Source organism: Acinetobacter sp. 1124_18A (assembly GCF_052824995.1).
The window spans coordinates 21,226-33,412 of the sequence record NZ_VTDF01000005.1 but is presented as its reverse complement, the minus strand read 5'-3'; the positions used below and the strand labels follow the sequence as shown (position 1 = coordinate 33,412).

Sequence of the window (12,187 nt, the reverse complement as noted above, 5' to 3'; positions counted from 1 at the left end):
ATTAATTTAGTCCATTAAATCATGTTAAAAATATTATTAAACCACTTAAAACCTTATAAATTCCTTTTTAAAAGCTATTACCTATAACAATAAAAATTAATCATCAATCCTTTCCTTCATTATTATATTAGCCTACCCTCTATCAATATAATTTCAAAAGAAAATTAAAATATATAAATGAATTAAATATTTTAATTGTCTATCTCTTATAGAATAGAAGCAGGCTAATTAATTCCAGCTCAGCAAGCAAGAATGTGTTTATCCATGTACAAATCTTGCGTTAGCGATAATATAGTATTCCTTCTTAAATTTGGTGAAATGTATAGTACTTCTGCTTAATTAACAGCCATTCGCAAATGATCAGTCTCTTTTAGTTTGTTTACCGCTTTTGGATTGGAAACTTGTTTAGCTTGAACGCTTAACACTCGAACTAAAGAGCCATTTTCAACATTCAATTGTTTTACTTGTTCGTGTGTTAACTGCAATATGTTTTGGTGCGGTTTGCTATACACAAGAATCGAGCGATAATTTTTATAATCATCATTGGCCACAATGTAAGCTTCATCACCTACCGCAATATTTTCAGGTTGTTCAATTTGGATCGCTACAGACTGACTTTCTTTAATCGCCCGTAAATTTTCGATATCGGCCTGTAATGTCGCCCCACCATCAAAAATATCGACATAACCTTTATAGCGTAGCCCCTCTTCAAGCAAGAGGTTGTAGGCTGGTCGAGTATTTGGATGAACAATGCCAATCGCGGCTTTAGCATCGTCAGGTAACATATCGACATAGAGTGGATGTCTTGGCATCAGCTCAGCAATAAAAGCCTTTTGCCCGACTCCACTCAAATAATCGGCTTTGGTAAATTCAATATTAAAAAACTTATGGCCTACCGCATTCCAAAATGGTGATTGCCCATTTGCATCGGAATAGCCCCGCATTTCGGCGACAATGGTTTCTTCAAAATATTGACGAAATGCTGACAGAAACAAGAAACGAACTTTAGATAAAAACTTGCCATTTTTATTTAAACGGTAGTCAGGGTCTAAAAATAAAGTACAAAGCTCACTACAGTTGGTATGGTCATTACTCAAGTACAAAGTAGGTAAAGCGTTATAAACACTTAAGGGTTCTGACGCATGAACTTGGGTTCCTACATGAAAGTTGTACCAAGGCTCTTTTAAACCAAGTGCGACTTCAATACCGCAAACACCTACAACTTTGTTGAGTTCAGTATCTTCTAAAACAAATAAATAGACCTGATCTGCTTTTGATAATTCGCCTGCGACAGTTTTACAAGCCCGTTCAATGCGAGCAGCAAGTTTTTCCATATTGGGCTGCAAAGATGTCAAACCAAAACCCGCTTTTTGCGCCAACAGATAAAGGTCATTAACATCTTTAGGTTCGATGTAGCGAATAATCATCATGCTGCTTGTTCATCCTTTTGAATTTCCACAAAGCGAGCAAGCGCACGTTCAAGGCGTTTTAAGCCTTCATCAATATCAGCAAATGGAATAATCAAAGACGGTGTAAAACGTAGAACATTTGGACCAGCAATCAAACTCAGTAAACCTTCTTCACCTGCAAGATTATTGATGTCTTTTGCTTTACCAGCAAATTTGTCTTTTAAGGCACAGCCAATCAGTAACCCTTCACCACGAATCGACTTAAAGATTTCATATTTTTCATTTAATTGATTTAAAGCATTTTTATAGTAGTCATGACGCTCTTTAACGCCTTTAAGCACTTCAGGTGTATTAATAAATTCAAATACTGCACCTGCAACCGCACTTGCTAACGGATTACCACCGTAAGTCGTACCGTGTGTACCGACTGAAAAATGCGGGGCAAACTTATCTGTTGTTAACATTGCACCGACTGGGAAACCACCACCTAGTGCTTTTGCAGTCGTTAACACATCTGGAATAACACCAGAATTCATGTAGGCATAAAGTGCACCTGTACGACCTACACCTGTTTGCACTTCATCAAAAATAAGTAAGGCACCAAACTCATCACACAGTGCGCGTAAACCTTTTAAAAATTCGATGTCAGCAGGAATAACGCCACCTTCACCTTGTATTGGTTCAACAATGACTGCGCAAGTTTGCTCATTAATCACCGCTTTCGCTGCTTCTAAATCATTAAAAGCAACATGGTTAATTCCATTTGGAAGTGGTGCAAAGTCTTGTGAATATTTAGGTTGACCACCTGCTGAAACGGTAAATAAAGTACGACCATGGAAAGCATTTTTAAATGCCACAATGCCACTTTTGCCAGCAATGCCACTATCTAAACCAACTTTACGAGCTAGTTTTAAAGCAGCTTCGTTCGCTTCAGCACCTGAGTTACAGAAGAAAACTTTGTCTGCAAATGTATTTTCGGTGAGTTGTTTTGCAAGGCGTAGAACAGGTTCATTTGTATAACCATTGCCCACATGCCAAAGTTTTGTTGCTTGTTCTGTTAAAGCATTTACTGCCACTGGATGCGTATGACCTAATGCGTTTACTGCAATCCCACCTGCAAAATCAATATATTCTTTATTTTCTTGATCCCAGATATGTGAACCTTCGCCACGTACAGGAATGAAATTTGCCGGTGCAAAAACTGGAACCATCCACTCGTTAAAGTCACTACGAGAAACTGCAAAATTATTCATCTTATCTAGTCCATTAAATTGAATTATTAGGCTTAACTGATGACCCTATTATTCAAAATCAAATTGATTCACAAAATTTGTAATTCAGTAAAAAATGAATTATTTTTTACCAATCTGATAATTGACAATTACAATATGGATAACATTGATCAAATTATTTTAGGTTTGCTTAAAGATAACGCACGGATGTCTGTTACCGAGTTAGCCGAAAGAGTTCACGTTTCAAGAGCAACGGTAAAAAAGAGAATCGAATATTTAGAGTCTTCAGGCATCATTACTGGATATACGGTACGGTTTAAACCCAATGCAGAACGAAATGTCATCCGCGCATGGATGAGCATTATGGTCGAAGGGACCAAAGCGCAGTCTGTGATTAAAGAACTACGCTTAGAAAGTGCGGTCGAATGTTTGCATAAAACCAATGGCAAATGGGATATTTTGGTCGAGCTACGATCTGACACTTTAGAAAACTTCGATAAAGTTTTAGAAAGAATTAGAAATATTTCAGGTATTTATAACAGTGAAACCAGCATCCTGCTTGCAAGTCATAAGACCTGATAACTCACTTTAATTTCAAATAATAAGAACGAAAAATTGATGAGCTAAGCATAAGGTTTGGCTCATCAAGCTGCTCTCGATTATAAAAATTCTTCTATTGTCTTTCGTCAAATCAACAAAACTATTACGACGTTGAACCTATTCTAAAAATCTTCAATAAATTTTTAACTTTTTTTAAACAATCAAATCAAAAACTTAAAATCTAATTTGATTTAAATTCCAACTTTTTTCACTCACTCCCCCCGTCAAAGCATTTGACAGAAAATTTAAAACATAATACATATAGTATTATATGTTATATGTTAAAACCTAAGGACAAGGTATAAAAAATGGCTAAAACTCAACTACAACACTTTATTAACGGCGAATATGTTGCTAGCAAAGGAAATGATTATTTCGACTTGGTAAGTCCGGTGACTGGCGAAGTTTATGGTCAATCGCCTAATGCAACCGAAGCAGAAGTTGATGCAGCTTATGCTGCTGCAAAAGAAGCATTTAAAATTTGGGGACGCAGTACACCTTCGACCCGTCAAAAAGCATTGCTTAATTTAGCAGATGCCATTGAAGCAAATGCGGAGCGTTTAATTGAGGCTCAAAGCCGTAATACAGGCCAGTTAAAGCACTTAATTGCATCTGAAGAAGTTGGTGCATCGGCAGATCAGGTTCGTTTCTTTGCAGGTGCTGCCCGCTTACTGAATGGCACAGCTTCAGGTGAATATTTAGAAGGTTTAACCTCTTCTATTCGCCGCGAACCAGTCGGTGTAGTTGGCCAAGTTACACCTTGGAACTATCCACTCATGATGGCTGTTTGGAAAATTGCTCCTGCTTTAGCAGCTGGTAATACTGTGGTACTTAAACCAAGTGACACAACACCAGAAAGTACACTTTTACTGGCAGAAATTGCTGCACCATTTTTTCCTAAAGGTACATTTAACGTGGTGCTAGGCCAAGCTCAGGTGGGTTCAAAAGTTGTATCGCATAAAACACCTGCGCTCGTTTCTATTACCGGTTCGGTTCGTGCAGGCTTACAAGTTGCTGCTTCTGCTGCTGCAAATTTAGCTAAAGCTCATCTTGAGCTTGGTGGTAAAGCACCTGTAGTCGTTTTTGAAGATGCCGACATCGATAAAGCTGTTGAAATGATTGCTTTAACGGGTTACTTCAATGCAGGACAAGACTGTACTGCTGCAACGCGCGTGATCGTTGCTGAAGCAGTTCACGATGAATTTTTAGGTAAATTAATTGAAGCCGCAAAAAATACATGTTTTGGTGAACCCGATGATCAAGATGCACTTTATGGTCCACTCAACAATGCTAATCAATTAAAGAATGTTAAAACCTTTATTGACAACTTACCTGCTCACGCCAAAGTTGAAACTGGTGGCAAGCAAGCTGATCGTCCAGGCTTCTATTTTGAACCGACTGTGATTAGTGGTTTAAAACAACATGACGAAGCAATTCAAAATGAAATTTTTGGGCCAGTGATTACTGTTCAAAAATTTACAGATGAAAATGATGCCATTGAAAAAGCCAACGATATTGAATATGGCTTGGCTTCAAGTGTCTGGACTAAAGATCATGCACGTGCAACTCGCCTGTCTCGTGAACTTGATTTCGGTACGGTTTGGATTAACACCCATATTCCTCTAACCGCAGAAATGCCACACGGCGGCTTCAAAAAATCGGGTTATGGTAAAGATTTATCAGGCTACGGTTTTGAAGAATATACCCGCGTTAAACATGTAATGAGTTCAAATGAATAATAAAAATCAGATTTGAAAGGAGTTCAAAATGAATAAACAAGAAATGAAAGACTTTGTGAGTAAGGCTCACCACGAGTTATTTAATTTGCACGACACCACTGCTCTAGACCGTTATTTTTCTGAAGACTTTATAGAGCACTCTCCACTTGTTGCAAACGGTATTTCAGGATTGCGTCAACTGGTAGAAGACTGCCCCGACATGCAACATGAAGCTGTGCGTGTATTGGCAGATGGCGACTTGGTTGCGATTCATGGGCGCTTTCAGGGATTAGATGAAAACCCATTAGTGGGCTTTGATATCTACCGCGTTAAAGACGGAAAAATTGTAGAGCATTGGGATGGTCTGGTAGCAGAAGCAGCTCCAAATGTGAGTGGTAGAACACAATTAGATGGTCCAACCGAAATCGTAACTCACCATAACCCAGAGGAAAATCGTGAGATTGTGACCTCTTTCTTTAAGAAGTCATTAATTGATGGAAATTACGAAGCGTTTAAAGAATACACCCATGGCGATCAGTTCATTCAGCATAGTCCAGATATTGGTGATGGCGTTAAGGCAGTAATTGATTTTTTGAACAATATCCGTAATGAAGGACAAGGTTTGGTATACTCCAAAACTCATCGCTCCATTGCTGATGGTCAATTTGTATTGACACATTCCGAAGGAAATATTGCTGGAAATCGACATGCCTATTTTGAATTGTGGCGTGTAGATAATGGCAAAATTGTTGAACTTTGGGATGCAATACCAGCTGTGCCTGAAGATGAACAGGCAGTCCATCAATATGGCGTGTTTTAATCATTTATCCGTTTCATTAAGCTAAGTCGCTGACTTAGCTTTTAGAGAATTCGCCATGTCAGCATATACGATAATTTTTGCACCTATCGCTCAGGCAACTCGCTCGGAACAAGTTGTTGAACGCTTGGAAAATGCAATTATCTCTGGATTGCTCAAAAGCAATGAACAACTTCCTAACGAGGCGGATTTAGCTCGCTTAATGGGAGTGTCACCCATTACCGTTCGTGAAGCGTTAAATACTTTACGGGTAAAAGGTCTGATTGATACACGACGCGGGCGAAACGGCGGAAGTTTTGTTTGTGAGTTACCTTCCGATTTACTCTTAAACAAACATCCTTTGCGTCAAGCTTCAAATGAATATCTTGCTGATCTAGGTGAGTTTCATAGTGCAATTTTAAGCCATGGTGCCTATTTAGCAGCACAAAGAACCACTGAATATGAACTGGGCAAAATCAAAGAATTGATTGAGCAATTTGAACAAGCCGTTGAAGCAGACACTCGTGCCCAGCTTGATTTACGCTGCTTGCTCACTCTCACCTCTTTTGCCCAATCAGCTCGACTGGCAAATCAAGAGTTAACTATACAAGCCGAATGGGCTCCGCTCATCGCAGTGCTTTATCAAGATGATCATTTTCATCAATTGGTCGTCGCGCAATACCACCAACTTTTATCATCTTTTGTTCAAGGCAATGAAGATGATGCTGTTATTCAAGCACGAAAAATTATTTCGATGCTAACAGACCAAATGCTTCGATATAAGTTATCTATCGAATAAAAATAATAAAACAGAGCGCTTATCAAATATCGAGTGAGAAATACGGAATTTTAGGAGTTATAGGAATGACCCAACATTTAGATATAGAAGAGCTTCAAAATTTGTTAAAGACGGTGGTTGAGGAAACGACAGCCATTACAGAAAAGCTGGCAACTAAAGCGAGCAAAATTCTCTCAAAACATGAACCTGAAAAAACAAAAGACGTTAAGCTTTCAGGTTCAGAACGTTCAGCTTTGCAAAAGGAAATTAAAAAGGCATTACAGGAAAGCCATTACAGTCAAGGTATCGGCTTTGCAAGTTATAGTCCTGCAACGCAAGAAGAACAAGATTATTGGACGCTCGAATGGTGGTATAAAAAAGAAGATCAGCTCCAGCAAGCCAAACTGGAAAATTATCAAAATGCTCAGCGATTTTTAGATTTTCGCTCATTCGAATGGTTCCATAAACCTGCTCAAAGTAAAAGTCCGTGCATTCATGGGCCTTATGTCGATTATATTTGCAATGGTGCATACACCATCACCCTTGCCCACCCAGTCATGATTCGTGATCAATTTATTGGCGTAATCGCCACCGACATTTTAGTTTCCGCACTCGAAAAACTACTCATGCCGAAGCTTAAGAATATTAAACAAAAAGCAATCGTGATCAACGATTCTTCTCGAGTCATTACTTCAAATGACGTCACCATCAGGACAGGCACATTATTTAGAGGACAAAGCCCCGAGCAGGTTCTCTCACGACCGTGTCAATCTTTTCAATTGGTCGTTATCTAGAGCAAAGTCAAAAATACTAAATATTTGACCTTGCTTTAAGGCATCACCAAAGCGAAACATCGCTTGAAGCCTCTGGCTTTTGTTCAAACTTTCTTCAATCAGACTTGCTCATTCAGGTCTAGGGGAAGTTTTGGCCTAAAAATAGCATCGCTTTTCAGGATGAAAAGCAAAACAACGAAATTTGAGGTTGAAATGACATGGAAAATAAACCGTCTTCCTTAAAAAAATTATCTCTCTGGCAAGTCACAATTATTGGTATTGCCTACATGACGCCCATGACAGTGTTTGATACTTTCGGCATTGTCTCTGGAATTACCAATGGTCACGTACCACTGGCATATTTACTCGCACTTGGCGCCATGTTACTCACTGCGTGGAGCTATGCAAGATTCAGCAAAACTTCAGAGAAATCAGGCTCGGCCTATAGTTATACTGCCGAAAGCCTAGGCCCTAAAAGTGGCTTTTTTGTCGGTTGGTGCTCCCTACTCGACTATCTGTTATTACCACTCATTAATGTTTTGCTTGCCGCAATCTACCTCACTGCCCTCATACCAAGTCTGCCTTACTGGTTTTGGGTGATTGTATCGGCGAGCCTCGTCACCTTAGTGAACTGTTTCCGCATTCGCTTACTGGCCAATTTAAGCCTGTTGTTTGTGTTTGCACCCATCATACTCATGGTCATTTTTGTCTATTTAGTGATTCATGGTATTAGCTCAACTCAAGGTTATGAGCATGTACTTACTTTAGCCCCACTCTGGCATGAGCATCAATCCATCTTACCGCTCGTTGCTGGCGCTTCTGTTTTGTGCTTTTCATTTTTAGGTTTTGATGCAGTCACAACGCTTTCAAATGAAACCAAACAACCCACCAAAAATATTCCCCGTGCAGTCATGTTAACAACACTGGTTGGTGGATTCATTTTCTTTACCGCAGCTTGGTTTATTCAGCTTTATTTTCCAAATAATCTTCGCTTCCAGCACCCTACTGAAGCACTTCCTGAAATTGTGCTTTATGTCGGTGGTGCATTTTTTCAGTCCGTATTCTTGTGCGGCCAAATTATGAACACTGTCGCCTCAGGACTTGCCTCTCATGCCAGCGCGTCACGTTTACTGTATATAATGGGCACCGACAATATTTTTCCTAAAAAGTATTTTGGAACAATTCATATCTCTTTAGGTACACCATTTTTTTCGGTTTTATTTGTTGGTCTTATTTCAATGTCGGCGGTTTTTCTAGATTTAGCACAGGTCGTAAGCCTTATCAGCTTTGGTGCTCTGGTCGCTTTTACAGCCGTAAACTTCTCGGTTTTTATGAAATTTTATATTAAAGATAAACAGCGCTCAGGGTTTAAAAATAAATTTCTAAACCTATTTTTGCCGCTTATATCAGTCATTAGCATTATTTGCCTCTGGCTTAACCTTGACTCATCTTCACTGACTTTCGGATGTTTCTGGTTATCTTTAGGCATTCTTTTATTTATCTATAAAACGATTAAAAAACAAAGTATTGCTATTAGTAATGCTTATTAATTTTTAAGGAACTTCATCATGAATATTATTTCTAAACCAGAGCTTCTAAAAGATGTGAAATATAAACCAAGTCAATCTCTACAAGTGGGCAAAGAGTGGAGCTGGTTAAATCCAAAACATGCAAAATTTGACACAGCAAATGTAGAAGGTGCAGCGGTAGATAATCCAGCGAACTACTATGAAAGCTCACTTTCTGATTGGCATACATTTGACAGTTTAAAAGCTGATATTGAGTGTGATGTTGTTGTTATTGGTGGCGGTTTATTAGGTTCATCAAGTGCATTACATTTAGCTGAACAAGGCGTAGATACCGTTTTATTAGAAAAAAATCGTATTGGTAGTGCAGCTTCTGGTAGAAATGGCGGACAACTTACCCCCGGTTTGGCACGCTGGGAAGCTCAAGAAATGGCCGATCGGCTGGGCTATGAAGATGCAAAAAAACTGTGGCATTTTACCTCTACGGAAGCTATGCAACTCATTGATGACATCTCAGAAAAATATCAACTCAACTTTGATCGAAAACAAGGTCATATTACTGCCGCCGTTCATGAAGGACATTTAGTGGGTCTAACCCAAGGTGCTGATGCACGAAAATATTTAGGTGAAGACCATACTCGCATTGTGGGTAAACACGAACTCATGGACTATATTAAGTCTGATTATTATACGGGCGGTTTAATTGATGAGTTGGGTGGACAAATCCATCCTTTAGCTTTGAACCGTGGCTTAATTTATGGTTTTTGCCAAAACGGTGGTTCTGTTTATGAGCAAACAGAAGTTATTTCGATAGAAGAAAAACCAGATGGTATTTATATTCAAACAGCCAATGCAGTCGTGAAAGCTAAAAAATCTGTAGTTTTAGCAGTTCACCATGCTTCGTTTAAACTTTTATCAGAACAAAACAATACGACTATTCCATTTTATACCTATGTAGCGACCACCGCTCCTCTAGAACTTGATACAAAAGAGCTTCTGCCATTTGGGCATCCGGTTTACGACACTCAGTTCCAGATTGATTACTACCGCCCTGTGTTTAACAACCGTTTACTGTTTGGTGGGCAAGGCACTGGAACGTGTTGGGGTCCAGAGAAAACCTTAAATTATCTAGAACATCGAATTCATACGGTGTTCCCTCAAATTAAAAATCTAGAAATGGATTTTGTCTGGAGTGGAACGACTGATTTAACGGTAAATGGTGCAGTGGATAGCCGTAAGTTTGGCAATACGTTCCCGATTTATGCGGTTCATGGCTGGAGCGGTCACGGCGTTGCACAGACGGTGCGTATTGGTAAAGCCATTGCAAATGACTTTGTTGGGCAATCTAATGACTTTGAAATGTTATCTAAAATTGACCATCAAAATATTATGTTTGGCCGCACACTTGCACCCGTTGTCATTCCACTCGCAAAAAGCATGTATGGCATTGGCGCAATGATTAACCCAGGCAAAATGGTGTCTTTCTAATTTATAGAACCACTAATTTCAGAAAAAGGATTCGTATAGCTTTGTACGGATCCTTTTTTATTTAACTGAGTAAAATCCTTTTCAAACTAGGTTATCCCTAACCAATCTATTACAATAGCGCCAGCTTTTTAATTCAGCGCATATATTTTGAGCAACTCATCTTCCCAATTAAAACGTGGACTTAAAAATCGTCACATCCAGTTAATCGCTATGGGTGGTGCTGTCGGGACAGGTTTATTTTTAGGTTCTGCACAAGTCATCCAGTCTGCTGGTCCTTCTATTATTTTAGGTTATGCCATCGTTGGTTTGGTCGCATTTCTAATTATGCGCCAAATGGGTGAAATGATCGTAGAAGAACCGGTTGTCGGCTCTTTTAGTTACTTTGCACAAAAATATTGGGGAAGATTCCCAGGTTTTTTATCAGGCTGGAACTATTGGGTGGTCTATATTCTGGTTGCAATGACAGAACTAACAGCGGTCGCTAAATATGTGCATTACTGGTGGCCCCACATTCCCGCTTGGATATCAGCTTTATTTTTCTTTGTTCTAGTCACATGTTTGAACTTGGGCAATGTTAAATTTTATGGTGAATCTGAATTTTGGTTAGCCATTATTAAAGTCGCTGCTGTCATTGCAATGATTGTATTTGGCTTATATTTATTGGTTACTGCGGGTAGTGACTCTATCGCTAGCTTCTCAAACCTATGGCAGCATGGTGGATTTTTCCCACATGGGTTTTCGGGCCTGTTTTATATGCTCGCCTTCTTAATGTTTGCTTTTGGTGGTATTGAACTGATTGGGATGACTGCTGCTGAAGCCGAAAATCCTGAAAAAAGCATTCCACAAGCGATCAATCAAGTCATCTTTCGAATCTTGATTTTTTATGTTGCTTCACTTGCCATCATTATGTCACTTATTCCGTGGAATCAGCTTGACCTTGGTGGTTTAGATAAAAGTCCATTTGTCATGATTTTTAGCCAACTAGGTATTGGTTGGGCAGCACATTTACTTAACTTTATTATTTTGACTGCTGCGCTTTCGGTTTACAACAGCGGCATGTATGCCAACAGCCGTATGTTATATGGGCTTGCAGTACAGGGCCATGCTCCGAAAGTTTTTGCACAAGTGAGCAAACAAGGTGTTCCTAAAGCTGCTGTTATCTTCTCTTCTATTCTGATTTTTGGTTGTGTATTACTTAACTATTTCGTACCAGAAGAAGCTTTAAGCTACCTCATGTACATGGCAGTGGCTGCACTGGTTTTAAACTGGGCAATTATTAGCTTTACCCATTTGAAGTTTAAACGTGCGATGAAACTTGAAGGTAAAGCTGTCAAATTTCCTGCGCTATTTTCACCTTTGAGTAACTATATTGTTTTAATTTTCATTGGCATGATTTTATATATTATGTGGACTCAAGGATTTGAAAAATCGGTGATTTTACTTCCGATCTGGATCACTTTCATGTTTGGACTATATAAATTTTTAAGTTGGAAAAAAGCACTCTAATATTCAAAGAAGGCTTATTCAAACAGGATAAGCCTTTTATCATTTAACAGCTCGTCACCCGAAGTAACTTCAGAAAATCTACTCAAAAAACCATTCACATTCTATTCATCATTGTTGAATAACTCTCTACTAGACACATTGATATGTAACCCTTAGTCATTCTAAACATTGGTATTTAATGGGATAATTATTAAAGTACAAGTGTTTACATGATCTATAAATATTTGCGCTCATGTTCAGCTAAAATCAAAGCAGACCAGTTTATTGTTGCAATCACTCAATAGGCAAAAGACACTTCATCGAAAGACGTTCTTTACCCACTTTACTGATTTAGCGCCGTCAACTGTGTCACTCAATGATG

General features: G+C 38.9%; 10 protein-coding genes. 8 read left to right on the top strand and 2 right to left on the bottom strand.

Going from position 1 to position 12,187, the window contains the following annotated elements; translation table 11 throughout:
* Positions 1-335 precede the first annotated feature (335 nt).
* Both astA and FY048_RS11515 read right to left on the bottom strand, forming a co-directional pair.
* Entirely contained in the window at positions 336-1,430 is a 1,095-nt protein-coding gene (gene astA, locus FY048_RS11520) for an arginine N-succinyltransferase (protein ID WP_446091211.1), read from the bottom strand.
* Entirely contained in the window at positions 1,427-2,662 is a 1,236-nt protein-coding gene (locus FY048_RS11515; RefSeq protein ID WP_446091210.1) for a bifunctional succinylornithine transaminase/acetylornithine transaminase, read from the bottom strand. Before FY048_RS11515 ends, astA begins: the two co-directional genes overlap by 4 nt.
* A gap of 135 nt (positions 2,663-2,797) precedes the next feature.
* On the opposite strand from FY048_RS11515, the gene FY048_RS11510 reads away from it, so the two are divergent.
* From FY048_RS11510 to FY048_RS11475, 8 genes are all read left to right on the top strand, one after another.
* Positions 2,798-3,220, top strand: coding sequence for an Lrp/AsnC family transcriptional regulator (locus FY048_RS11510; RefSeq protein ID WP_042897997.1), 423 nt, complete (start codon positions 2,798-2,800; stop codon positions 3,218-3,220).
* Positions 3,221-3,549: 329 nt separating this feature from the next.
* Complete coding sequence (locus tag FY048_RS11505; protein ID WP_446091209.1) at positions 3,550-4,980, top strand: gamma-aminobutyraldehyde dehydrogenase; 1,431 nt, start codon at positions 3,550-3,552, stop codon at positions 4,978-4,980.
* Positions 4,981-5,008: 28 nt separating this feature from the next.
* Positions 5,009-5,779 (top strand): nuclear transport factor 2 family protein, encoded by a 771-nt coding sequence (locus FY048_RS11500; protein WP_446091208.1) that lies wholly within the window; start codon positions 5,009-5,011, stop codon positions 5,777-5,779.
* A gap of 55 nt (positions 5,780-5,834) precedes the next feature.
* Complete coding sequence (locus FY048_RS11495) at positions 5,835-6,554, top strand: FadR/GntR family transcriptional regulator (RefSeq protein ID WP_004641942.1); 720 nt, start codon at positions 5,835-5,837, stop codon at positions 6,552-6,554.
* 65 nt (positions 6,555-6,619) lie between these two features.
* Positions 6,620-7,327, top strand: coding sequence for a cache domain-containing protein (locus FY048_RS11490; protein ID WP_335976674.1), 708 nt, complete (start codon positions 6,620-6,622; stop codon positions 7,325-7,327).
* 197 nt (positions 7,328-7,524) lie between these two features.
* The gene (locus FY048_RS11485; RefSeq protein ID WP_446091207.1) at positions 7,525-8,856 is read left to right on the top strand and encodes an APC family permease; all 1,332 of its coding nucleotides are present in this window, start codon (positions 7,525-7,527) and stop codon (positions 8,854-8,856) included.
* Between the two features lie 18 nt (positions 8,857-8,874).
* Positions 8,875-10,320, top strand: a complete 1,446-nt coding sequence (locus FY048_RS11480) for an NAD(P)/FAD-dependent oxidoreductase (RefSeq protein WP_446091206.1) — start codon at positions 8,875-8,877, stop codon at positions 10,318-10,320.
* Positions 10,321-10,467: 147 nt separating this feature from the next.
* Entirely contained in the window at positions 10,468-11,826 is a 1,359-nt protein-coding gene (locus FY048_RS11475; RefSeq protein ID WP_205469650.1) for an amino acid permease, read from the top strand.
* Positions 11,827-12,187: the final 361 nt, after the last annotated feature.

Coding starts and splice junctions, on each gene's coding strand:
- astA (WP_446091211.1), bottom strand. CDS start 1,430: ATGATGATTATTCGCTACATCGAACCTAAAGATGTTAATGACCTTTAT.
- FY048_RS11515 (WP_446091210.1), bottom strand. CDS start 2,662: ATGAATAATTTTGCAGTTTCTCGTAGTGACTTTAACGAGTGGATGGTT.
- FY048_RS11510 (WP_042897997.1), top strand. CDS start 2,798: ATGGATAACATTGATCAAATTATTTTAGGTTTGCTTAAAGATAACGCA.
- FY048_RS11505 (WP_446091209.1), top strand. CDS start 3,550: ATGGCTAAAACTCAACTACAACACTTTATTAACGGCGAATATGTTGCT.
- FY048_RS11500 (WP_446091208.1), top strand. CDS start 5,009: ATGAATAAACAAGAAATGAAAGACTTTGTGAGTAAGGCTCACCACGAG.
- FY048_RS11495 (WP_004641942.1), top strand. CDS start 5,835: ATGTCAGCATATACGATAATTTTTGCACCTATCGCTCAGGCAACTCGC.
- FY048_RS11490 (WP_335976674.1), top strand. CDS start 6,620: ATGACCCAACATTTAGATATAGAAGAGCTTCAAAATTTGTTAAAGACG.
- FY048_RS11485 (WP_446091207.1), top strand. CDS start 7,525: ATGGAAAATAAACCGTCTTCCTTAAAAAAATTATCTCTCTGGCAAGTC.
- FY048_RS11480 (WP_446091206.1), top strand. CDS start 8,875: ATGAATATTATTTCTAAACCAGAGCTTCTAAAAGATGTGAAATATAAA.